Below are 24,406 nucleotides of genomic sequence, written 5' to 3'. Positions count from 1 at the left end.
AATTCAAATTACGAATTAAGTGTCTTTTTATTAAGCTTTTTGTTCTAAAAATTTTACTTTACTACCAGTTTTTTCATTAAATACTTTCACCATTTCTTGAATATCAGCTTTGCTATTAGATTGTTCTGCCAAATCAAGATCAACTTCTTGCCCGTTACTTAAGGTAATAGTTAAAAAGTAGGCTGTTGGAAATCGTGATAGAACTACATCAGGTGCATAGTTAACGCCCCCAAACGTACCTTTAGGAGCTTGAATTCCTTTGCCCACAACTAACGCTGAAGACTTGATATCATCAAATTGCATGATCATTTTTTTAGCAAATGTTGGTAACAAAATGGCTCTAACTCTTTTACTAGTTGTCCCATAATCATAATAGTGGACGCCGTCATTATCCACTTCCCAATAACCATAATAGCTAGATAAATTAATTGAATAAATATAAGCACCCACAATAAATCCAAGAATTCCAAATAATATCCCAATAACAACATTACCTGACAAAAAATAAAGACAAAATCCAATGACAACTCCAGCAAATAAACAAACTAAAAATGGTAAATAACTGATTTTACGACCGAATCTTAAACTCATACTAATAAATATCCTCCGTAATTAACTTTAAAAATATTTTTGTAATTCCATCATACAGCTTTTAAGAAAAGCTATGCAATTCTAATTAGACTTGTCGACTCTGTTCTCTTAGTTGATACAATTTTTCAACCAAGCGAATTTCTGGATCAGTTACCAAATCAGAGATACCTTGTCGATCAACATATTCCATATTTTTTCGTTTTAAAAAAGAAATAATCGTTGGTAACATTTTTCGTTCCCGAGAATTTTTCCAATAAAATTCTTTGAGATTAAGATAAATTATCTGTCCATCAGCAGTCGTGATCTCAAAATAAAATGGTTCAGTCATCATTTGTAGAGTGTTAGCATTATAGTCCGATTTAGTCGGTTGATAACCAAAGAGATCAACTTTAATTTCAATTTTTTTCATTTGTTTGTAGGTAATAAACTGAGTTTTGCGAAGATGTAATAGAGCTTTGATTGGTATGATCAGGTTTTGACCAGCACTATCCACATTAGTACTCTTAGCTAAATATCTAATACCATTCTTTTCCAGGTTCCAATAATTATAGTATTTCTTATAATCGATTGGATATGCCCAGACTATTGCAACATAAATCCCCAATCCAACCACCAAACCAATCAGAATATTGCCAAATGAACCTAATATAATTCCCAATAGAATCATAATTATCAAAAAGATGACTGGCCCCTTGCTCTTTGGCTTACCATAGTTAAATGGGAAATGTAGATATGGTTCCCCTGTGATCAACTCATCCAAAGAAATATCCAATAAACCACTTAAAGAAATCAGATTATCAATACTAGGCAGATTTTCCCCCGTCTCCCATTTTGAAATTGATTGTCTAGAAATATTAAGAGCTTTGCCCAATTGTTCCTGTGACAGCTGGTTTTTTTTACGATATTTAACAATATTAGTTGCTAAAGCCATTTAACACACACCCCTTTACTACCTAAATTATAGATACTAGTTAGTCAAGAATGCACGCACTTATTAGTTTTGTCACTATTTGGCTCTTGCTCATGATTGGTTGCTGAATAATTTGTTTTATATGATTACTTTTAAAGTAAGTTCCCATATTAACTGATGTAAATTTGAATAAACAAAAAATCTACTAAATTGGATTCAAATTACTAAAAATAGAAACAGCTATCCAGTCTGGAACAAAAATTGAAATTGGCTCAGTAGTGAAGTTGTTCTTAGTGGGGAACCCACTTAGAACAAGGCCGAGCTTGAAGACAACATGGTTCTTGTTGGCTCCAAGTCGTGCCCACTACGCTCCAGCCAAATTTCAATTTTTGTGGAAGACGGCAATATAATAACAACTTCGTTGATTTACGCTTTAACCAATCATGAGCAAAAACTGTTATTTAATCAAAAATGCTCCCCAAACTAAAAAGACGATTCCGATAATTAGAGAGACATAAACACCCATGAACATATAGGATTGAGTATTTTTAACATTTTTCTTGATATTAAAGTACATTTTTCGACCAGTATAAATTTGGAGAATCCCGATTAAAATTATACAAATTCCAAAAATTTCAGTTGTCATCAGACCAGCTTCTTTCTTATTCCATCATAAACTAAAAAACGAATTTGATCTTAAAATCAAATTCGTCCCTAATTATTTATATCCATTTAAAAATAATATCAAATCCTGAAAATACTAATAGCAGACCAAAAAGCGAACCATATGCCAAAGCAAAATAAACAAATCTAGGTACTATCCTTTTGTCACGATATTTCAAATTCCGTAAAGCTTTAATTGTGACAAATATCTGTCCGCCTCCTAGTGCCAAAGTAATCAGCGCAATGAAATATTTCATAACACTCACACTTCTTTATCTTGATTTCTTACCTTATTTTAAAGCCTGATACCTATTTTAGGATAAGAAAAAGTCCTACTAAAAAATCATTATATACAAATAGCCCTATATTAATTGTCTTTTAAATACCCAATCAATATAGAGCTATTTTAATGTTATTAATATTAAAAAAATATATTTATTAAATTAAACTCATCTCAAGAAAAATACTTCGAAAAGCTAAACATCGAACCAATAATCGAAACAAAACCAATAACAATCATTATTGAGGAGATAATGCCACTGACCGTACAGACATTATTCCACGGGAAATCTATTACAAACGACATTCCTACAACGCCTAACCAAAAGTATTTTCCTCTATAAAAATCATTATTAAATCTCACAACGATTCCCTCTTTACTCTGTCATTGACTTGATGATACTCCTAAAAATTATTTACGTGCCAACTAAATCATGAACGTCCATTTTTTCGTCATGAACGTAATTTAACGAATTGTTTCTGACCAGCGATTCAGTGAATAAATATTTACAACTGTCAAAATAATTATTGGTATTAGATAAATTAAGATTATTTTTATAAATGAATCAGACATTCCCCCATACTGTTCCAGTGACAATCGGGAAACAAATCTTATGGTTTGATAAAAAGTCAAAAATGTAATTACCAAAATAACACTATAAAACATCGTCATCATTATTTTTAAATTTTTCCAAACTATAAAATTACTCAGCATATTAGTCAAGAAATGAAACATGGTACTAATGGTCAAAACTAATACCACACCTAAACTAACAATCAAAACAAGTTTAAGACGATAAGCTAACAGCCTCGTATCAGTTAAATTAGCGACGGTAAAGGCATATCTCTGCCCATCAGTCACCATATAAAAGGCAATATTAAAAATGATAAATTCTCCAAACACTACATATAAATAGGTCAAACATGATGTCACTAAATTCCCAAAATATAATCGTGTTTCACTCATTGGTATCAAACGATATTTACTGTTATTAAAAATTTGTTCATTCTTTCGAACCAATAAAACAACTGCTAACAATAACATCAACATCGTGCTGAAAGTTACTTTCCCTTCTGAATAAAGGAAATATTTATTATTCCTTCTAATAGTTTCAATCATTAAAACTGCTACTACTTGAATCAGTAAGACCAAATTGATGGATTTGATCTTATCTTTCATTAAATCCCTACTTATACCCAGTACGCTACTCATTTCTCGGACCATCCCATAGTCTTTATTTTGTAGTGCTATTAACGAGTTGTTTCTGTCCATCTCTTTAAAAGATAGATATTTGCCGCTGTGAAAATAGCAACCCAAACAAAAGTAATGGCGATACTGAGCCACATAATTCTACTGAATTGAGCCATATTAGAAATTCCTTGTAAACTGATATTCTTGTAAAGGAATGAAATAACTTTTCCAGTTGTGAAATTAAAAATCACTAAAGCTATCCAAGTTACTACAAAATAAAGAATAAATGTTACTAGTTTTTGGCGACCAAATGGTAAAAAGCCACTAATCCAATTAATTAGAAAATGAATTACGGTAATACCTGTCCATAAGAGCAATGCGCCTAGAACAAGAACTAAAAACAATTCAAATCCCATTAAAAAGTTTGACCCACCAAATTCAGGACTCATCATTAAACTTTTGCCCATTCCACTAGCAAACATGACGATATTTCCCAAGATAGCTTCCAAAATTTGGAGATAAAGATAAGCTACGACAGTTGTTAAAATATTGCTGAAATATAACTTTGTATCTGATGCTGGTATCAAACGATAATTATTACTAGTAAAAACTTGTTCGTTACTCCGTGACAACATAACAAACCCTACCAGACTGACGATCCCCGCTTCAAAGGCATAAATACCGACAAAATATCCCGGCATAATTGAGCCATTCCAACCACCAGTAACTAATCTAAGTAAATAAATAACTACAAAGGCAATTAATTCAATTCCGACGATCCAGTTCATTGTTTTCCATTTTTCATGGATTAAATTTCTACTTAAGCCCATAAATTCGGTCATTTCGTAACACTTCCTTCATAAATCTGTTCATAGTATTCTTCAACACCCAAATGATGTTTCTCTTGGATATCTTCCACTGAACTAACTTCATAGACGGTTTCATCTTTGATAATAATGACATCATCTAACAGACTAGCAATCTCAGTCACATAATGATCACTAATGATGATAGTTGAATCATCATCTTTCCAGCGAATTATACTGCTGATAATTTTTTTACGTGACATACTATCAATTCCACTAAGTGGCTCATCGAGAAGATACAATTTAGTTTCACGTGATAATGCTAATGCCACAATCAATTTACCGCGAGTACCAGTTGAGAGTGCTGACAAACGTTTCGTTTCATCTAATCCCAAGTATTCGGATATTTCGACATATTTAGCTTGCGAAAAATCAGGATAAACATTTTGATAAAAACGCACGATCTCACTCAATTTAACGCTCTTACCAAAACCATCCAAATGATCACTAAAACTGACATTCTGCTTGATTGCAGATTTTTTAGTCATATCATTAACCGTTATAACGCCTTCAGGCACTGAATTAATACCAGCAATCAATCGCATCAAGGTTGTTTTACCGGCTCCATTTTCACCAAGGAGACCAATTATTTTGCCGCTATCTATATTCAAATTAATATCAGCTAAGATAGTTTTATTGTTCTTTTTATAGTTCAAATTATTTATTTTGAGAATTTCTGTCATAATTTTCTCCCCTCTTTATTTAGTTGTTTCAGACCATTTATTTAATAAATACAGATTGATAATAGTAAAGATGATAGTCCAGATAACCATCATTCCCATGCTGGCATACATTACATGCGTAACTGCACTGAAACTACTATCCAAATTATTAATACCCATTAGTCTTAAAACATTTTCAGTAATGAAATTAAAAGGAATCATAAAGATCCAAATAATTACGATTGCCAAAATAATTTTTACAAAACTTTGATTTCTAAATGGCAAGAAATCGTTGATTCCTTCAACCAATAAATGCAAGAGTGTGATTCCTGACCAAACTAAGATCACGCCTAAAATAAAAGCTACTAAAGCTTCAAATTTAAAGAGATATTGTTGAACGGAATTGAAATCACCAATCATTATTTTGTCGTAAGGATTGGGGGCAATTTTATAAGATACTATGTAAATTACGATTTCTCCCGCCATCAGATAAACAAATGAAACAATGGCTGTTAACATGCTGCCGAAATACAGAGTTCCATCAGTCACTGGAATCAAACGATATTTATCACGACTATAAATGCCCTCATTCATTACCGTTAAAATAACTATTCCCAAAACTAGCGCGATAAAACTTCCACCGATGTAACTGACCGGCTCCGAATTATGTGAAAATAAAGTCGTCCATAGTTTTGAAGCCACGATTATCACAATGTGGAGGCCTAAAATGAGACTAATTATTCGGAATCTTTCTCGCATTAAACCTTTGCTGATACGCCCTAAACTACTCATCTTTCAGCCCTCCTTCATAAATTTTTTCGTAATAATCTTCAACGCCTAAGCGATACTTAGTTTGAATTTCTTCGACGGAAATCACTTGGTTAACAGTCTGATCTTTGATAATCACCACGTCATCTAACAGACTAGCAATTTCAGTCACATAATGTGAACTAATGATAATAGTTGAATCATCACTTTTCCATTGAATAATACTTTTGATGATCTTTTTGCGAGTCATAATATCGACCCCGTTCAACGGTTCATCCAACAAATACAATGAAACCTGTCTAGCTAAAGTTAAGGCAATCATCAACTTCTCTTGTCCACCGGTTGAAAGAGCCTCAATTTTTTGATTATTATCAATTGTCAAAAATTTAGCCATCTGTTGATACTTTTCCAATGAAAAATCAGGATAAACTTCTAAATAAAATTTGATAACATCTTTTACTCGGTCGGAACGCTTGGACCAACCACCACCAGCTAAGCTTTTAAAACTTTTTAACGAATAGGTCATACTGACACATGACTTAATAGCAGCTTTACTATCGACTCCAGAAACAGTGATTTTACCAGATGTTCTAGAATTTACTCCCGCAATCAAACGCATCAGAGTCGTTTTACCAGCACCATTAGCTCCTAATAGGCCGATGATTTTGCCAGTTTCTAAATCAAGATTAATATTATTCAAAATTAACTTATTGTTCTTTTTGTATCTTAAATTGTTAATTTCCAATACCTTACTCATGATTGTCCTCCCGCTGTTTGACATATTCGCTAAAACTATTGGTTATCTCGGTATCGTTCATATTCAACGAATGCAGCTTGTCGTAAGTTGTATCAAACATCTCAGTCACGATATGATCTTTTAATTTATTCACGATAGCATCATCCTCAGTTACGTAATTTCCCTTACCACGTTGAGGAATAATGACATCCTCTTCGGTCATCTCTTTGAGTGCCTTTTGAACCGTATTTGAGTTAGCTGAAAATTGAACTGCTAGTTGTCGTACTGAGGGCAACTGAGATCCTAGTTCATATTCGTTGCTAATTATTTTACGATATAAAATGTCCTTGATTTGGAGATAAATGGGAATGTTGTCTATATATTCCATTTCTTCACCTTCTTACTGTTCTAGTACACTAATACAGTATAACAGGCGGAATAAAAAAGCAATCATTTCTAGTGATTACTTTTAAATATTTCTTATACTAAACGTCAATCTATCTTTCACATTATCAATCCCAATTCATGCTAAATTTAGAATGAATTGGGATTGGATATGAAATGGAAGAACTGATATGTCATGTTAAAATTCGGAAAAAAAGTTAATTATCGACCGCTCCTAATCAGTCTGAGCACTGCTTTAGTCATCGGAGCACTCTTTGGATTGAATATTTCTAAATCCCTCGGTCTAAAAATTGGCGCCATCATGTTTTTACTAATGATTTTGGGACATTACCTCTTGGTTTTACCAGTGCTTTTTAATTATTGGGATTCAGATAAAACTAGCATCCATTACAGCGATATCAAAAAGTTAAACCATCGCTTCTTAGCTATCTTCTTACCAATCACCTTGCCTATACACACTATCGATAAGGCCAAAATCATCTCTATTTCTATTTTGGGATTGCCCCAACATAATCCTAGTTTATCTTCAGAATTAATCGTTTCTGAAGAAGGCGGCTTTATATATAATCTAATTTTGATGATCAATGATCCAGTTAAAATTAGATTAATTATGACTGATAACAGTCATATTGATCTCGACTTATCCCGCGATTACGTTGCACATCAAGATGAAACCATTGGTAAATTAAATTTATTTTTAAATGAATTTAATCCTGAAATAATCCATTTATCCAATGCAACTAGAAAGGCCATTAATATTTATCAATACTAAAAAAATAACCTAAATTCATTTTTAAAATCAAATGAACTTAGGTTATTTTAGAACCAAAATCCTGACATAATTGCTGCTGTTGCAATACCATCGTACTTCATTTCTTTACCTTTGCATTGATTGTATAAAACAAGTGCTGCCTTAGGGATTTTATTATTATTTCCAATATCACTCAACCAAATTTTTTTACAAAGTCTGGTTGAGACTAAATCGACGTTACCATTTTTTTCTAATTCCTTAGCTGAGTTCAAAATGGATTGTGCTAGTTCAGGATTTTTTTTAACTTCTGGATCAGCGTATGCTTCACTCATTTGATCCATTAATAATGTTACTTTCTCTTCACGTTTCATCTTTTATTCTTCCTTCACAAAACGATACATAAAATAGGTTTGCTACCAAATTCAGTCTACAATCAAAATATTTTAACCATCAACTATCCGTCCTAATTAGACGAACCGTCTTTTAACGTCGTGGCATCCTTTCAAAAATGCTATAAAACTGTGATTTATCATTGAAATTACCACGATTCATCCCGTTCCATCCAGCACTCTTAGATAAATTACCTAATGCCATTAAATCTTTATCTTCTTCTCGGGTTAAATGAATCCGATTAAATTCTTCATTATAAATATAATTGGCCAAACGATTAAGCCATACTTCTGGATTCTTAGCTGTATCCATTTTTAGATAAACCTGTGCTAAAACATCAGTAATATTTAACAGATAAGAGGGTTTTTCCTGACGTTGGTTCAATGAGTTATATAAATTGTGAATGTGTAACTTAGCGTCTTCTCTGATATCCATAATTTCTCCTTAAAATAGCGTACCTTTAGTCAAAAGAAAGGCTACTCCAAAAATGAAAAAAAATAATCCAAATAAAAAACTGTACCAAACGGTAAACGCTGTAAAATTAGAAGTCGTTTTATTGCCATAATGTTGCTCAACTTTCACGTACTTGTATGAATTCACCATTTGATAAATTCCAAATAGAACCGCTAAAATACCAACTATATATTTCAAGATCATCTTAAACGCTCCCCTTCTATTTCTGACCCTAATGTACCATCTACTGAATAAAGCGATATCAAAATATCCTGAACTGGTGGATTTCTCTTCCTGAATACAAATTCAAGACGAAATTTAATCGGATTCATGATGTCCTTACTTTTTCATTAGTAAAATATGTGATAATTAATATATTAATTATCATAGGGGGATAAAAATGATTTACATTGATCCGGGTGTTTACGCTCTGGGACGTCTTTTGACATGGGTGATTTTTTATTTTGTCTTTAAATCACTCTATCGGCCACAAAAATTCTATCCTCTAATAATTCTCTTTATTCTATCTGTTCTGGCAGATATGTTTTTAAATGACCTATCATATCCAATCGTTGCTTTAATGATCTACTTTGCTTTCGAGCATCATCAAAAATTAAATTTACTTTTGATCAATACGATTCTCTTAACCTCACTAGTTAGGCTAATTTCTGAAACCTTGGCTAACGTTGCGATTATTATTTTCTACGCTCATAATATTTCAACACATAATATCGCCGGTAGTTTAATGTTTGTCCTAACAAATGCCCTAATCAAACTATTTTTTGCCATTATTTTTGTAGTTTTATACAAATATTTCAATATCGAAGAAAATTGGGGTTTGAAAAAGTCTGGTCTTTTTAGTCTTTTATCAGGTTATTTATTTATTGTCCTGTACATCTTCATGCGTATCATTCAACACGACCAAGCTTATTCTGATTTAATTTCGGGGATTTTAATGTTTATTTTGATTCAATGCACCTTCATCGTAATCATCTTTTTGAAGAGTAATCAAAATCAAAAAGAAGCCTATTCACGTGATCTTACTAAGGAACAATTGAAAAATCTCAAAATGTATACTGACCAATTAGAACATGATCAGATTAAATTACGGGCTTTTGAACAAAATTATAAAGGAACTATTTCAGGCCTTCGAACGATTGCTCATGCTGGTGATTATCAGAAAATGAAGGATTCATTAGGTACTTTGGAAGATTATTCCAATAGTTATTTTGATAATATTTCGATGCAACTATTTAAAGATCTCAACAATGTTCAAAATCCTTATTTAAAAAGTCTTTTCATTAGTAAATTAACCTTGATTAACCAAAACAATATCGATTGCCACTTTGAATGTCGTGATGTCGTCAACGAAATTCCTATCAATATCTTTGATTTAGTTCGTCTGCTGGGAATTTCACTGGATAATGCTTTGGAAGCAACTAAGGGACAAGCTAATAGTCAAATTCAAATCGCAATCATTCAAGAAGAGAAACAACTTTCTTTCATTATTAATAATACGATTGCTGTTAAAACAGATGTTAAAGAAATCATGCAGGAAGGTTTTACAACTAAGCGACATCATTCCGGTTTTGGTTTAGTTAACGTTCAAGATATCAAGAAAAAGTATCCCAGCCTGTTTGTGCAATATCACAATAATAATAAATGGTTTAACTTGAGTATCATCATTATCAAATAATCGAGAGGAGGATATCCGATGCCATCTATTATTGGACCAAATTTATTAGTAATGTTTTTATCATGGTCAATTTTTTATTACATTTTTAATTTACTTTATCATGCCAAAATATCAGCCCAACGAAGAATCATCACTTCCTTGATACTCTTAATTATTTCGATTATTTTAAATGTTTTTTTACGAGATTATGGGATTTTCTTCATTATGATTCTGATGTACTTTAGCTTTGGGAATCACAAACGAACCGATTATTATTTGATTAATATCATCGTTCTAAGTGTTTTGATTAGATTTCTCATCACAATGATATCAATAGCGATTTTAATTCATTTTTATTCTACTAATTTGTCAGGATCTTATGAGATTTCTTTGGTAATTAATCTAATGTATTTTGTCATTGCTTCAGCTTTTGTCTATTTTTTCAATTACTTTAAACTAACTAATTACTTCCAAACTCGAAAGTCAGCTATTACCGGTATTATTTTGGGTTATATCTATATAACTTTCGACATGATGTATTTATTCCTACAACATTTCAATCTTAGATATGCCATCTTGATTGCAGGAATTCTACTTTTTATATTAATTCAGGCCTTTTTTATCATCATTATTTTCTTCATTTCTCGTCGGCGCCAAAAGAAAGTTTATCAAGATAAATTTACTGAGGAACAGGTTGAAAATCTCAAGTCATATACTGACCGTCTCGAGAAAGATCAATTAAAATTACGTCATTTTAAACACGATTATAAAAATTTACTCTTTAGTTTGCGAACAGTTGCGGATGAACAAGATTATGACGCGATGAACCAAGCTTTAGATAATCTGGAAAATTACTCCGACGACTATCTCAACAACCTCTCGATGGATCTTTATAAAGATTTGAATAACGTCAAAAATCCGTATTTAAAGAGTCTTTTTATTAGTAAATTAAATACTATCAATAAAAATAATATTGTCAGTTACTTCAATTGCTACGATGAATTAACCGATGTTCCGATCAATATCCTTGATTTGATCAATCTGCTAAGTCAGGCAATCGACAATGCTATCGAGTACACTAAGGATCAAGAACATGGTGCAATTCAATTATCCATCACTAAAGAAGATCAACAGTTGGCCTTTTTAATCAATAACACCGTCAGCAAGGTACCGACAACTAAGAAGGAAACTGATGGTTTAGAAAAATTACATATTAAAAATTTGAAAAAAAAGTATTCCAATATTTTTATCCAATATAGTAAAAATGACAAGTGGTTTAGATTTCATATCACACTAATCACCAAAGGAGATTAATTATTATGAGTTATCCTATCATCATGTGCGAAGACGATCCGATTCAATTAGAACAACTGGATACTTTAGTAGAAAATTATATCCTATTTCATAGCGACCTCTTTAAAGTTGAATTACAAGCTTCCAAACCAGAACAAGTCAGCAACTATCTCAATGAAGCTGAACCACAAAATGGTATTTATTTCTTAGATATCGACTTAAAGTCTGAGATTGATGGTATTCAATTAGCGGAGATCATTCGTAAAAAAGACGTTCAAGCCGAAATTATTTTTGTAACCACTCATGATGAATTAGCCCCTTTGACCTTAAAAAGAAAAGTGGCTGCCCTCGATTTCATTGCCAAGGACCAACCACTAGATGATTATCGCAAAGAGATTTACGATACTTTAGATTACGCTAAGCAAATCATTGATGAGACCAGAACCGTTCAAAAGAAAGGCTTCTCCTTTGAAGTTGGGACACAAGTTTTTAATTTAGATAAATCAGAGGTGGTTTTCTTAGAAGCATCTGATATCCCCCATCGCCTGAATCTTTATACAACTAATGGCAAATTTGAATTTTACGGCAAACTGAGTGAACTAGAAACTAAATATACGTTCTTATTCCGAATCAGTCGTTCCTGTTTGATCAATCCTGAAAATATCCACCATGTCGATTTCTCAATTAGAGAAGTTGGTTTTGCTGATGGTAGTTCTCGGAAGTTCTCAATTGGTAAATCCAAGAAGCTTAAAAATATTATTCAGCAGACACTTTAAAACACACCGTTATAACGGTGTGCTTTTTGTTTGGAATTTTGCAACCATTAAGTGCGTGCATTTCCCTTGATACAGCAACTATACTCAAGGTGCAAGAGGGAAACGAAAAGGCCTTTTCACTGATTGGATTTTGATTTAAAACTATTAATTAAAATTTCAAAGAAGGTAATCTTATGTTTAAATTTGGAAAAAAAGTTTCATACAGACCTATTTTAATTAGCTTCTATTATGCTTTGATTCCTATCATTGCACTTGGAGTAACTAACGATTTAGGTCTAGGATTATTAATTGGTTTAGCAGTCTTTTCAATCGTATTATTTGGTTATTATTTACCTAGTTTACCTGTCACCTTTAACTATTGGGAAGCCGATCAAGATATTATCAAATATAACGATATGACTAGTATTTCTCATCGTCTCTCAATGATTTTCTTACCATTCAAAAATCAATTGATAACCATCAATAAAAAGGACATTCAATCAATCACCGTTACTGGTAAGTTGGTAAAACCCGAACAAGTTACCTATGCCGCCCAGTATTCAGCTTTCTATGCTGTTTTAACACCTGTTCTTTCAATGATCAAAAAACCTGTCACTTTAGTTCTAACTATGAATGATGGCAAGACAATCGAATTAAGTATTGCTCGTGACTATGTTTACGGCTCTAAAAAGACCCTCGAAAAATTAGATCAATTCTTCGACAGTCTTGATAATACTCAGATTAAAATCAACTACCACAACAATCATAACGTCAGTTTAAGTTAATTCAGGAATAAAAAATAGGCATTCAAGATGTTATACATTTACCAGTTCTCAAACAGGTTATTCTTAACTGGTACGGATAATAAAACTTGAATTTAAAAGAGGGTCATATTATGTTGAAGTTTGGTAAAAGAGTTTCTTATCGTCCATTAATAATTAGTTTGTTAATTGGTTTAATCGCTGGTTATCCAACCGCTGATGTACTTAACTCTGGTCTCTATGGATTAGGCGTCGGCTTTGTCTTTTTCTGTATCGTTTTCTTTGGCTACTATTTTCTAAATGTTCCCATTCTCTTCGTTTATTGGGACGTCAATAGTGATGGAATTAGATATTACGATGTTGATAAATGGAACAATCGTCTCTTAAGTATGTTGGTGCCACCATTATCAAAATATACCACGATTAACAAAAATTCTATCAAATCGATTACCTTCATTGGTGATCTAGACAACCGCTTTGAAATACCAATGGCTTTGCCTTACACAGCTGCTGTCGGGGTCTTTACCGGTGCAATTTCCATGGCGCATCATCCTGATTTTGTCAGATTAAATCTGATTGATGGTTCAACCGTTAATATGAGCATTGCTCGTGATTATACCTACAGTCGCAACAAAACAATTGATAAATTGAATCTATTACTCAAAGTTTTAGGTCAAGAATAAAAATTAAGGATAGTGATTGATATGAGTTTACAATTTGGTCGAAAGATTAATTATTTTCCTTTACTATTATGCCTAATTATTAGTCTAATCGTTGGTTATATAATGTTTTTAGTATCACATCAACTGACTATAGCAACAGTATTTGGGGTTTTTGCTCTGATAATAGTACCAATTATTTATTCTCTAAATATTGGTAGTTCCTATGGTTACTGGAAAGTGGATGATCAAGGACTGCATTATTATGATTACACCACGATAGGTAAAAAAATCAAAGCAATTTTATTACCTATTGTTACTAAGGAATCATTAGTAAAATATCCGACAATTAAGTCAATTTCATTAGTTGTCGGAGAAGGAATGACTGTTCCTGAGGGAATTGGTCCTAATGGTCCCATTTCAGCTAGCTTTTATGTTGTTGGTTCAATGGTAGAACATTTCGAAAGCCCTTATTATTTGGCATTTAAATTAAATAATAATCAAGAAGTAGCTTTGGATTTATCAAAAAATGCAAAGGATAAAACGAGTATTAAACAAGTAATTAGTTTATTGGAAACCAACACTAATACAAAAGTTAATTTAGTTAAGGAAAAATTCTAGGTCAAAATAATATTTAAGGAGATGCTTTTAATTGGAAAATTCACAATTGTTCGATTTAATCGATGCTTCATACAAAGAAGACCTTTCCAATCAACCTCAGGAATACAAAAAAGACCTTTTCAAAAGTGCTCAAAGGCTATTAAATGGTACCGATGAAATAGACGTTTGTGTTGAGATTTACAAAAATTATCATGATAATTTTATAGCACCGATGTCATTACCAACGGCCAATCGAACTCTTTATTCATATATCAAAGGAAAATTAAAAACAATGGATCGTAAACGCCTACGTGATTTAAACCTTGGTTATGGTTTGATTGCAACTCATATTACCTTTGGATCACTCAATTAAAAAATGCCTCTCTTATAATTTAAGAGAAGCATTTTTTGAACCCAAGATATCAATCAAAGAATAAGCTGTTTCAAAACTAGTTGTCCGTTCAGTTATTTTGAGAATAGCTTCCCAGAGACGACCAGTATAATCATTAAAGACCAATTCATCCTCAGTCCTTGCTTGATTAACTTTGGTAATTATTTTATCAACTTCCTTATCAAACAATGAACCTCGAAATTGTTTGTCAGCGAGTTCATCAACTGACTGTTTGATAAATCCATCAATCTCTTGATTAATTATTGATTCATTAATTTGTTTGTTAAACGAAATTTTGAATTCAATTAATATTGATAGTAGTAACTTTTGTTTTGAATAATCCATTTGTCTTTTCACCCATATACAAATATAACTGATTTTTTCAATAATAGATACGACTAAGTGAAACATTTTTCAAATGCTCCATGGTGTATAATAAAACGTATACATTTTTGAGAAATATATTTGGAGATTAATTATATGAATAAGCAATTTTATAAAACTATCAACTTCTGGTACGGCGTTACCATGCTCGTTGTTGGATTAATTTTTATCAACCATTCAATCAAATCAACTTGGATCTTAGTTGATGCTATTTTTATCATTTCAGCCGTTGTGTTCTTTTTGTTGAGCCTGTTCCACACACCAAAGCCTAAAAAATCAGAAGATGACCAAACTCCTATTTTGTAATTTTTTGGATTATTCACTGCCGTCTTCCACAAAAATCGAAATTATTGTTTAAATTAAAAGATATTTGAATTCAATTTAACTTATGTAGTCATTTTAAAGGAAAATATCAGGTTATTCTAATTAGATAAATTAATCGGAATAACCCTTTTTATATCCTTAAATATATTTCATAAATACTAAGACACTAGCCTGGAGCAAAAACTGGGATTGGCTCAGTAGTGAAATTATTCTTGGTCAGTGAACTCTGCTGGCTTAGCATAAGACCAAGCTTGAAGACTCTTGGGACAAGAGCCTTCAAGTTGTGCCCACTACGTTCCAGCCAAATCCCAATTTTGGAGAAGGCGGAATTCTTAACAACGTTAGAAATCGCTTCCTACCTATTATATGGCGTTTCAAACTCTTACATGTTATTATTTATTACAGCTTATGAAAGGATGGTATTTTCATCATGCGCTTAAAGACTAATATCATTTCAACAACTATATAATAAAATGGCATTTCTTATCCCCGGGGTAATAAGTGCCACCAGGAGGATACATGAAAGAATCTAAATTAACCTTTGAAAAAACACGCGTCATCGTTGCCGGTGTCAGCCATCTACAGCCTGACTTTGAATATACGATGCAAGAACTAGCTGCCCTAGTGGAAGCAAATAATATGGAAGTTGCCGACACAATTGTCCAAAATGTGAACAGTGTCAGTGGTAAAACTTACTTTGGTTCTGGTAAAGTTACTGAAATCAAGGAAATCGCCAATGCTGACGACATTCAAATTATCGTTTTAAACGATGAATTGACCCCTTCACAAATCAGAAATCTTGAAAAAGAAACTGGTCTGATCTTCATGGACCGAACAGAATTGATTCTCCAAGTCTTCTCTAATCGTGCTCAAACTAAGCAAGCTAAGTTACAAGTAGAAATTGCTAAATTAAAATATCAATTACCTAGAATTCATCCATCAGGTAACCCATTGGATCAACAATCTGCCTCCGGTGGATTAGCTAACCGTGGTGCTGGTGAATCTAAACTAGAATTGGATCGCCGTGTTATCAGAAATAGAATTACCCTTTTACGTAACGAACTCAAAACGGTCGATACAACTGTGGATATTCAAAGTAGACGTCGAACTAATACGACTTTGCCTCTAGTTTCATTAGTTGGTTATACCAATGCTGGTAAATCAACTACAATGAACGGTATCTTGAACTTCAATAAAGAAGACTCTCAAGATCGTAAGGTTTTTGAAAAAGATATGCTCTTCGCTACCCTTGACACTAGTGTTCGCCGAATAGATCTTGAGGATAATTCAAGTTTCCTATTATCTGATACTGTTGGTTTTGTTAGCAAACTACCTCACAATTTAGTTGAATCATTTAAAACTACTTTGCAAGAGGCTCAAAATGCTGATCTCTTAATTCAAGTTATCGATGTTTCTGATGAACATTGGCAAAATATGATCGAAGTTACAGAGAAGACCTTGAAGGAAGTCGGTGTCGTTGATAAGCCAATGATTTATGCTTTCAACAAAGCTGATTTGAAACCTGGTCAAGAATTCCCTTCTATTGAGGGAGATAATATCTATTACTCAGCTATCGACAAAGATTCAATCAGTAAGCTAGTTGGGTTGATCAAACAAAGGGTTTTCGCTCATTACCAAGAAACTAAACTATTGATTCCTTATAGTGATCAAAAACTTGCTGAAGAAGTTCTTAGAAACTCACAAGTGCTCACAAAGGAGTTTACAAATGATGGTTCCTTAATCAAGGCCAACCTCAGTCCCGAAGAATTAGAAAGATTTAATAAATACGTCCAAACTGATTTGGAACAGAATTAATTTTTTCTAATTAAATAATCTTAATTTTAAGGCATCTAATCCAAAATTGGGTTGGATGTCTTTTTTTTGCTGTTATAATAATGTTGAATGAATCTCACTTTAACCACGTTTTTCTTTGCAATTTATCCCAAAATGTATTATTCTTTTATAAACATTAGATTTTTTCTAATTAAGGGCACTTGTTTTTAATATTCATTAGTGTATTCTAATAATAATTATTTTAGGGAGGTTGAACAATGAAATACAAGAAGTATTTACTTACATTGTTACCGATATTTCTATTAGCTTTAGTTCTGAGTGGTTGTGGTTCCGCTTCTGAAAAAGATAGCAAAGACACCCTATCAATCAGTTCCAGTGATGTTATTGCAACAATGGATTCATCTATGAACACCGATGTTATCGGGGCTCAAAATATTACCAACACTATGGAAGGTCTCTACCGATTTGATGGTAAAGAATTAAAACCTGCCATAGCTAAGAAGATTGTTAAGCCTACTAATAACGGTAAAACTTATACCTTCGACTTGAAACATACTAACTGGTCAAATGGTAAACCCGTTACAGCTAACGATTTCGTTTACGCATGGCGCAGAACTGTTGATCCTAAAACAGCTTCTCAATATGCCTACATCTATTCTGGTATTCTCAACGCTGATAAGATCAATGCTGGTAAGAAGCCCGTAGATACTTTGGGGATCAAAGCCTTAGGACCTTACAAACTTCAAGTTACTCTTGAAGATCCTATCCCATATTTCAATAGTTTAATGGGTAATTCAACATTCTACCCTCAATACAAACCAGCTGTAGAAAAGGCCGGCAAACAATATGGTCTAAAGAGCGCTGGTATGGTCTTCAACGGACCTTACAAACTAGTTAACTGGACTGTTTCAAATAACAGTTGGACTGAAGTTAAGAATAACAAGTATTGGAATGCTAAAGCAGTTAAACTACACAAGGTTCAATACTACGTTGTTAAGGATGCTAATACTGGTTTAAACCTTTACGATGCTAACCGTATCAACCGTCTTGAAAAAATCAGTGGTGACACTGCTCGTCAAGTTTCCAATTACAAGACTTTCTCTATTGATAAACAAGCAGCTAACTTCTATATCGAACTTAACCAAAAGAAATACAAATTCTTCCAAAATGCCAAAATCAGACAGGCTATTTCAATGTCGATCAATCGTGATCAATTAACAAATAATGTGCTTGGTAAGACTGGTAGTATTGAAAATACTATTATTCCTGAAGGTATGTCATACAATCCTAAGACTAAGGTTGATTTCACTAAGGAAAAAGCTCTTCAATCAACTAGCAAGTATTCAACCTACAACCCAACCGAAGCTAAGAAGCTTTGGAAGGAAGGTATCGCTGAAACCGGTCAAAAGAATCTCAATTTCACACTTCTAGGTGATGATACTGACGGTTCTAAGAAACAAAACGAATACTTACAAGGTGAAATGGAGAAAAATCTTCCTGGTATTAACATCACCTTATCAAACGTACCATTTAAATCACGTCTAGATAAATCTACATCAGGTGCTTTCGACATGGTTGTTACCGGTTGGAATGCTGATTACCCAGATCCATACACATTCTTAGGTATCTTCACAACTGGTAATCCTCAAAATAATGGTAAGTACTCAAATAAACAATATGACGATTTAGTTAATAAATCCGCTACAACTGATGCCACTAACGAAGAAGCTAGATGGCAAGATATGTTACAAGCAACTAAGATTTTGAACGATGAACAAGGTGCCATTCCTTTGTATCAATCTAGTCAAGCTAACTTAACTAGAACTAACGTTAAGAACTACACAATTACACCAAATGGTAGTTATAACCTTGTTACTACTTTCAAAAAATAATCAAAGGCGAGGGAGATTAAATAATGACTAAATATATTCTCAAAAGAATTTTTTACCTCTTTTTGACCCTTTTCATTATTGCCTCATTAACATTCTTCTTAATGAAGTTGCTTCCTGGTACTCCGTTCTCTAACCAGAACCGGATGTCACCGGATCAATTGAAGATCGTTAAAGCGCAGTATGGATTAGATCAATCGGTATTTGTTCAATATGTTCGTTATATGGGTGGATTATTACAAGGTAACCTTGGAACTTCTTTCCAATTTAACAATGAACCTGTTACAGCTCTAATCGGTCAAAGACTTGCTCCATCAATGCAAATTGGTGCCCAAGCAATGGTCGTTGGTACTGTTTTCGGTATCCTACTAGGTGCCGTTGCTGCTATTCGTAAGAACACATGGGCTGATACCTTGGCAACTTTCGTATCAATCCTTGGACTATCAATTCCATCTTTCGTTTTAGCCGTACTACTTCAATTCTACCTAGCTTACAAATGGAGAATTTTCCCAGTTGCTCTTTGGGATAACTTCCAATCAAGTATCCTACCAACAATCGCCTTGGCAGCTTTACCATTAGGTACTGTCGCCCGGTTCATGAGAACTGAGATGGTCGATGTTATGAGTAGTGATTACATCGAGTTAGCCAAAGCCAAAGGTAACTCTTCTTGGAAAGTAGTTACTAAACATGCACTTCGTAACTCGTTGATTCCAGTTGTTACTATCATTGGTCCTATGGCTGTTTCAGTTATGACTGGTTCAATGGTTGTTGAGAACATCTTCTCAATTCCTGGTATTGGTGAACAATTCGTTAAATCTATTACAACAAATGATTACCCTACAATCATGGGTCTTACAATTTTCTATTCATTCTTATTAATCATAGTTTACTTGATCGTCGATATCCTTTACGGACTAATCGATCCAAGAATTAGACTAGGAAATGGAGGTAAAGAATAATGGAACAGATTCCTCAAACTCCCAAGGAAAAATTTAAATTAGTTCATGATGAAAATAATGCTGAACAAGAAAAAATCAGCACACCGGCACTTACATACATGCAAGATGTTCGTCGTCGTTTGTTTAAAAACAAGGTTGCGGTTGTTTGTTTAACCTTAATTTCAATCATTGTCTTAATTTCAATCTTTGCCCCAATCATTGCTCCACATAATCCTAATGCTCAAAATGTTACCATGTCTAACCTCCCTCCTAAATTAGGTAATTTGAATATCCCTGGTATGAATGGATATCAAAATATGGGTGGCAAAATGGTCGATGCTTACAAGCAGGCCGGTGCACCTAAGGGAACTTCATTTATCCTTGGTACTGATTACCTTGGACGTGATCTTCTTTCAAGAATTATCTATGGTACTAGACTTTCATTAATCGTTGCCGTTCTTGCTACATTAGTTGACCTTCTAATCGGGGTACCTTACGGTATCGTTTCTGGTTGGAAAGGTGGCAAAACTGATACCTTCATGCAACGTATCGTTGAAATTGTTTCATCAGTTCCTAACTTGATCGTTGTTATCTTGATGATGATCGTCTTAAAACCAGGTTTAACATCAATCGTTATTGCGATTGCTATCACTGGTTGGGTAACCATGGCCCGTCTGGTCCGGGCGCAGACTTTCCAATTGAAGGAACAGGAATATATTTTAGCAGCTCGAACACTTGGTGAATCATCTACTAAGATTGCTACTAAACATTTAATTCCTAACCTTTCTTCAACAATCATCATTCAAACAATGTTCACTATCCCCAATGCCATTTTCTTCGAAGCTTTCTTAAGTTTCATTGGTATTGGTATTCCCGCACCAAACGCATCATTAGGTACACTTTTATCAGATGGTCAAAAAGCCTTCAGATTCTTACCATATCAAATGTGGGCTCCAGCTATTATCTTGAGTATTATCATGATTGCCACTAACCTTCTAGGTGACGGTTTACGTGATGCCTTTGACCCACAATCATCTGAACACTAACTAAGGAGAAATCGTAATGGATAAAATTCTAGAAGTAAAAGATTTGCATGTCGATTTTGACACCTATAATGGTGTCGTCCATGCCATCCGTGGTGTTAACTTCCATTTAAATGCCGGTGAAACCTTAGCTATTGTTGGTGAATCTGGTTCTGGTAAGTCCATCACAGTTCGTTCAATCTTACAATTATTGGCCTCAAACGCCACAATCTCTAAAGGAGAAATCCTTTATCATGGTGATGATCTACTTCAAAAGAATGCTAAGGAAATGGATAATCTTCGTGGAAACAAAATCTCGATGATCTTCCAGGATCCAATGACATCTCTTGATCCTACTATGACAATTGGCAAACAAGTTGCTGAACCTCTTTTGATTCACAATAACGTTTCCAAAAAAGATGCCTTAAAACGTGCTGAAGAAGTTCTTCGCTTGGTTGGAATTCCTAACCCTGCAGCCAGAATGAATGACTACCCTCACCAATTCTCTGGTGGGCAACGTCAACGTATCGTTATCGCAATTGCCATCGTTGATTATCCAGAAATACTAATCGCTGATGAACCAACTACTGCCCTTGACGTTACTGTTCAAGCACAAATCATCGATCTATTAAGAGAATTACAACAAAAAATTGGTACTTCAATCATTTTCATCACCCATGACTTGGGTGTTGTCGCTGGTATCGCCGATCGTGTAGCTGTCATGTATGCCGGTCGTTTCGTTGAATATGGTTCCGTTGATGATATTTTCTTCAATCCTCAACATCCATACACATGGGGTTTGTTAGACTCAATGCCTACCCTAGATACCAACGAAGATGCTCGTTTGAACTCAATTCCTGGTACTCCACCAAACCTATTGGACCCACCAGCAGGTGATGCCTTTGCACCACGTAATGCGTACGCTATGCAAATTGATGAAGAACAACAACCACCATTTTTCCAAGTATCCAAGCATCACTTTGCTGCTACTTGGTTGCTTCATCCAGATGCACCAAAAGTTACACCACCAGCAGGAATTCTCAATCGTTATGAGAAGTTTAAGAAATTAGGAGGCAATGCTAAATAATGGCAGATGACAGAGAAGTAATCGTATCCGTAAAAAATCTAAAACAATATTTCAACATTGGTAAACCTAATGAAGTTAAAGCTGTTGATGATGTTTCCTTTGACATCTATAAGGGTGAAACCTTTGGACTCGTTGGGGAATCTGGTTCTGGTAAAAGTACCACTGGACGTAGTATTATCAGACTTTACAACCCAACTGATGGTCACATTTTCTTCAACGGCCAAGACATCAGTAAGATCAAGAGTCACGGTCCTAAGATGAAGGAATTCCGTCGTGAAATGCAGATGATTTTCCAAGATCCATACGCTTCATTGAATCCCAGAATGAAAGTTAAGGATATTATCGCCGAAGGTCTTGATGTTCATAATCTTGTCAAAAATGACCAAGAACGTGACCAAAGAGTCCGTGAATTGCTCGACATGGTTAACTTAAATCCTGAGCATATGACTCGTTACCCTTATGAGTTCTCCGGTGGTCAACGTCAACGTATCGGAATTGCCCGTGCTTTGGCCGTTGATCCCCAATTCATCATTGCCGATGAACCTATCTCAGCCCTTGATGTTTCTATCCAAGCTCAGGTTGTTAACTTGATGCAAGATATTCAAAAGAAACAAGGTTTGACTTACCTCTTCATCGCCCATGATCTTTCCATGGTTAAATACATCAGTGATCGTATCGCTGTTATGTATCGTGGGAAAATCGTTGAGCTGGCTGAATCTAATGAGATTTACAACAATCCATTACATGCCTATACTCAAAGCCTCTTGTCAGCCATTCCAGTTCCTGATCCAGAAATTGAAAAGCAACGAACAAGAATCGACTTTGATCACAAGAGTCCTTTCAAGGACGATCAAAGACTTCAAGAAGTATTACCTGGTCACTTCCTTTATTGCAGTAATGAAGAAGCCGCTAAGTATAAGAAATAGAGAACGGAAATCAACGTTTAGCTTTTGAGCATTACCTAGTATCGGTTATGAGTTGCAAAGCAAGTCGTTGCCAATACGTAGTAAGCACAGAAAGCTGTTGATTGCAGTTCGTTTCAATAAGAAAACGGAAATCAACGATGCGTGCAGACATCATTGATCAATGTATCTGATACAAATTCAAATCCTACAAAATCCAATACCAAAAATATTATTTTACAAAGTAAAAGAGCTAGCCGATTGGCTAGCTCTTTTCGTATTTAGATTATTTTTCATAGGCTTTATCTTCTTTCGTTTTTAAATTCTACTATATCTCTGGGGAGGAAATATATTTTTAAATTCTATTTGTTGTCTTTTTGGGGGAGGATATATAAAAGATTAGTTCATAGGATTTTTTCAGTTAGTTAATTATCTATTTAATATAGTCATTGAAGAGTTACCTCTTCGTTTCTTGACTATGCTTATATAATAACGGGAAAATATGAACTTAACGTTTGGAAAGTACGAAATAAATGGTACTTAATTGTGAAGAAAAATCGACTTTGCGACCTAGTTTCTACTTATTAATAGCTTGTAATGCCATACTATTAATAAATATTGTAAGATAATAAATGAAATTCACATGTTTACTTGAGGGGGTAAATTATAAATGAGTAAATCACGACTAGAGGCCTTTTCAGATGGAGTCTTTGCCATTATTTTGACGATCATGGTTTTAGAATTAAAGGTCCCAGAACATTCGACTTGGAATGCACTGCAACCATTAATTCCAACCTTCATCGCTTATGTTGTCAGTTTTATTTTAATCTTTTCATTTTGGGTCACTCACCATTGGATGCTTGTTCAACTCAAGGAACCCAATGTCCGCGTGTTATGGATCAATGGTCTATTGTTGCTGACCATGTCCTTCATTCCTTTCACTACTGGTTGGGTCGGACGTTTTCCACACAGTGCCCCACCAGAAATACTTTATGGACTTTCATTCCTGCTAACCAATTTATCATTCCGACTATTTTCTACAGAAATTAATAAGGGAATTACTAAGCGAGTTATCCCTAGCGCCGGTAATTTAGCCTTTTGGTCCTTAATTGGAGTTCAAATAATTGTTAGTTTTCTTGCCATTTGGTGGCCTGAAATTGCCTTCTTGGGTGTCAGTGTAACCGCACTTTTCTGGGTTGCCTTAGAATTATTATTGCCTAATATTCGTAACACCCAATCGAGTAGGAGGTAATTTTTAATTACCGA

General features: G+C 34.0%; 28 protein-coding genes. 16 read left to right on the top strand and 12 right to left on the bottom strand.

Features of this window, described 5'->3' with window-relative positions; translation table 11 throughout:
* Nucleotides 1-30 precede the first annotated feature (30 nt).
* From IV57_RS03865 to IV57_RS03820, 9 genes are all read right to left on the bottom strand, one after another.
* Entirely contained in the window at nt 31-591 is a 561-nt protein-coding gene (locus IV57_RS03865; RefSeq protein WP_057880187.1) for a hypothetical protein, read from the bottom strand.
* 85 nt (nt 592-676) lie between these two features.
* Nucleotides 677-1,522 carry a helix-turn-helix domain-containing protein gene (locus IV57_RS03860; RefSeq protein WP_057880186.1) on the bottom strand — a complete coding sequence of 282 codons (846 nt, stop codon included), beginning with the start codon at nt 1,520-1,522 and terminating at the stop codon, nt 677-679.
* Nucleotides 1,523-1,958: 436 nt separating this feature from the next.
* Complete coding sequence (locus IV57_RS03855) at nt 1,959-2,147, bottom strand: hypothetical protein (protein ID WP_057880185.1); 189 nt, start codon at nt 2,145-2,147, stop codon at nt 1,959-1,961.
* Nucleotides 2,148-2,909: 762 nt separating this feature from the next.
* Nucleotides 2,910-3,623 carry a hypothetical protein gene (locus IV57_RS03845; protein WP_057880183.1) on the bottom strand — a complete coding sequence of 238 codons (714 nt, stop codon included), beginning with the start codon at nt 3,621-3,623 and terminating at the stop codon, nt 2,910-2,912.
* Between the two features lie 71 nt (nt 3,624-3,694).
* Nucleotides 3,695-4,477 carry a hypothetical protein gene (locus tag IV57_RS03840; RefSeq protein ID WP_057880182.1) on the bottom strand — a complete coding sequence of 261 codons (783 nt, stop codon included), beginning with the start codon at nt 4,475-4,477 and terminating at the stop codon, nt 3,695-3,697.
* Nucleotides 4,474-5,184, bottom strand: a complete 711-nt coding sequence (locus IV57_RS03835) for an ATP-binding cassette domain-containing protein (protein WP_057880181.1) — start codon at nt 5,182-5,184, stop codon at nt 4,474-4,476. Before IV57_RS03835 ends, IV57_RS03840 begins: the two co-directional genes overlap by 4 nt.
* 15 nt (nt 5,185-5,199) lie before the next feature.
* Nucleotides 5,200-5,955, bottom strand: coding sequence for a hypothetical protein (locus tag IV57_RS03830; protein WP_057880180.1), 756 nt, complete (start codon nt 5,953-5,955; stop codon nt 5,200-5,202).
* Entirely contained in the window at nt 5,948-6,688 is a 741-nt protein-coding gene (locus IV57_RS03825; RefSeq protein ID WP_057880179.1) for an ATP-binding cassette domain-containing protein, read from the bottom strand. The genes IV57_RS03830 and IV57_RS03825 overlap by 8 nt, the downstream gene beginning before the upstream one ends.
* Complete coding sequence (locus tag IV57_RS03820) at nt 6,681-7,055, bottom strand: GntR family transcriptional regulator (RefSeq protein WP_057880178.1); 375 nt, start codon at nt 7,053-7,055, stop codon at nt 6,681-6,683. Before IV57_RS03820 ends, IV57_RS03825 begins: the two co-directional genes overlap by 8 nt.
* A gap of 192 nt (nt 7,056-7,247) precedes the next feature.
* Between IV57_RS03820 and IV57_RS03815 the strand changes: the two genes are divergently transcribed.
* Nucleotides 7,248-7,844 carry a hypothetical protein gene (locus IV57_RS03815; RefSeq protein ID WP_057880177.1) on the top strand — a complete coding sequence of 199 codons (597 nt, stop codon included), beginning with the start codon at nt 7,248-7,250 and terminating at the stop codon, nt 7,842-7,844.
* 47 nt (nt 7,845-7,891) lie between these two features.
* On the opposite strand, the gene IV57_RS03810 is transcribed toward IV57_RS03815, so the two are convergent.
* Together IV57_RS03810 and IV57_RS03805 are read right to left on the bottom strand one after the other, a co-directional pair.
* Entirely contained in the window at nt 7,892-8,194 is a 303-nt protein-coding gene (locus tag IV57_RS03810) for a bacteriocin immunity family protein (RefSeq protein ID WP_057880176.1), read from the bottom strand.
* 112 nt (nt 8,195-8,306) lie between these two features.
* A complete protein-coding gene (locus IV57_RS03805) occupies nt 8,307-8,648 on the bottom strand; it encodes a bacteriocin immunity protein (RefSeq protein WP_057880175.1) in 342 nt (113 codons plus the stop codon).
* A 418-nt stretch (nt 8,649-9,066) separates the two neighbouring features.
* On the opposite strand from IV57_RS03805, the gene IV57_RS03795 reads away from it, so the two are divergent.
* The 7 genes from IV57_RS03795 to IV57_RS03765 all read left to right on the top strand — a co-directional run bounded on the left by IV57_RS03795 (nt 9,067) and on the right by IV57_RS03765 (nt 14,782).
* Nucleotides 9,067-10,362, top strand: a complete 1,296-nt coding sequence (locus IV57_RS03795) for a sensor histidine kinase (RefSeq protein ID WP_057880173.1) — start codon at nt 9,067-9,069, stop codon at nt 10,360-10,362.
* A gap of 18 nt (nt 10,363-10,380) precedes the next feature.
* Entirely contained in the window at nt 10,381-11,655 is a 1,275-nt protein-coding gene (locus IV57_RS03790) for a GHKL domain-containing protein (protein WP_057880172.1), read from the top strand.
* A 5-nt stretch (nt 11,656-11,660) separates the two neighbouring features.
* Nucleotides 11,661-12,410, top strand: coding sequence for a response regulator transcription factor (locus tag IV57_RS03785; RefSeq protein ID WP_057880171.1), 750 nt, complete (start codon nt 11,661-11,663; stop codon nt 12,408-12,410).
* 173 nt (nt 12,411-12,583) lie between these two features.
* Nucleotides 12,584-13,174, top strand: coding sequence for a hypothetical protein (locus tag IV57_RS03780; RefSeq protein ID WP_057880170.1), 591 nt, complete (start codon nt 12,584-12,586; stop codon nt 13,172-13,174).
* Between the two features lie 110 nt (nt 13,175-13,284).
* Nucleotides 13,285-13,833, top strand: coding sequence for a hypothetical protein (locus IV57_RS03775; protein WP_057880169.1), 549 nt, complete (start codon nt 13,285-13,287; stop codon nt 13,831-13,833).
* Between the two features lie 21 nt (nt 13,834-13,854).
* Nucleotides 13,855-14,430, top strand: a complete 576-nt coding sequence (locus IV57_RS03770) for a hypothetical protein (RefSeq protein ID WP_057880168.1) — start codon at nt 13,855-13,857, stop codon at nt 14,428-14,430.
* A gap of 31 nt (nt 14,431-14,461) precedes the next feature.
* Nucleotides 14,462-14,782 (top strand): bacteriocin immunity family protein, encoded by a 321-nt coding sequence (locus IV57_RS03765; RefSeq protein WP_057880167.1) that lies wholly within the window; start codon nt 14,462-14,464, stop codon nt 14,780-14,782.
* Nucleotides 14,783-14,794: 12 nt separating this feature from the next.
* Here the strand turns inward: IV57_RS03765 and IV57_RS03760 are convergent, their stop codons facing one another.
* The gene (locus IV57_RS03760; protein WP_157051894.1) at nt 14,795-15,145 is read right to left on the bottom strand and encodes a hypothetical protein; all 351 of its coding nucleotides are present in this window, start codon (nt 15,143-15,145) and stop codon (nt 14,795-14,797) included.
* A 135-nt stretch (nt 15,146-15,280) separates the two neighbouring features.
* Here IV57_RS03760 and IV57_RS03755 point away from each other — a divergent pair, with 135 nt between their 5' ends.
* From IV57_RS03755 to IV57_RS03720, 8 genes are all read left to right on the top strand, one after another.
* Nucleotides 15,281-15,490, top strand: coding sequence for a hypothetical protein (locus tag IV57_RS03755; RefSeq protein ID WP_057880165.1), 210 nt, complete (start codon nt 15,281-15,283; stop codon nt 15,488-15,490).
* A gap of 537 nt (nt 15,491-16,027) precedes the next feature.
* Nucleotides 16,028-17,323 (top strand): GTPase HflX, encoded by a 1,296-nt coding sequence (gene hflX / locus IV57_RS03750; protein ID WP_057880164.1) that lies wholly within the window; start codon nt 16,028-16,030, stop codon nt 17,321-17,323.
* A gap of 236 nt (nt 17,324-17,559) precedes the next feature.
* The gene (locus IV57_RS03745; RefSeq protein ID WP_057880163.1) at nt 17,560-19,194 is read left to right on the top strand and encodes a peptide ABC transporter substrate-binding protein; all 1,635 of its coding nucleotides are present in this window, start codon (nt 17,560-17,562) and stop codon (nt 19,192-19,194) included.
* A 23-nt stretch (nt 19,195-19,217) separates the two neighbouring features.
* Nucleotides 19,218-20,150 (top strand): oligopeptide ABC transporter permease, encoded by a 933-nt coding sequence (opp3b, locus tag IV57_RS03740; protein WP_057880162.1) that lies wholly within the window; start codon nt 19,218-19,220, stop codon nt 20,148-20,150.
* Nucleotides 20,150-21,175 carry an ABC transporter permease gene (locus IV57_RS03735; RefSeq protein WP_057880161.1) on the top strand — a complete coding sequence of 342 codons (1,026 nt, stop codon included), beginning with the start codon at nt 20,150-20,152 and terminating at the stop codon, nt 21,173-21,175. The genes opp3b and IV57_RS03735 overlap by 1 nt, the downstream gene beginning before the upstream one ends.
* 16 nt (nt 21,176-21,191) lie before the next feature.
* Complete coding sequence (locus IV57_RS03730; RefSeq protein WP_057880160.1) at nt 21,192-22,238, top strand: ABC transporter ATP-binding protein; 1,047 nt, start codon at nt 21,192-21,194, stop codon at nt 22,236-22,238.
* Nucleotides 22,238-23,164, top strand: a complete 927-nt coding sequence (locus IV57_RS03725) for an ABC transporter ATP-binding protein (RefSeq protein ID WP_057880159.1) — start codon at nt 22,238-22,240, stop codon at nt 23,162-23,164. The genes IV57_RS03730 and IV57_RS03725 overlap by 1 nt, the downstream gene beginning before the upstream one ends.
* 646 nt (nt 23,165-23,810) lie before the next feature.
* A complete protein-coding gene (locus IV57_RS03720; protein WP_057880158.1) occupies nt 23,811-24,392 on the top strand; it encodes a TMEM175 family protein in 582 nt (193 codons plus the stop codon).
* Nucleotides 24,393-24,406 lie beyond the last annotated feature (14 nt).

This window comes from Companilactobacillus kimchiensis (assembly GCF_001438805.1).
In the GTDB taxonomy this organism is placed as follows: domain Bacteria; phylum Bacillota; class Bacilli; order Lactobacillales; family Lactobacillaceae; genus Companilactobacillus; species Companilactobacillus kimchiensis.
This window is presented reverse-complemented; position numbering and strand designations above follow the sequence as displayed.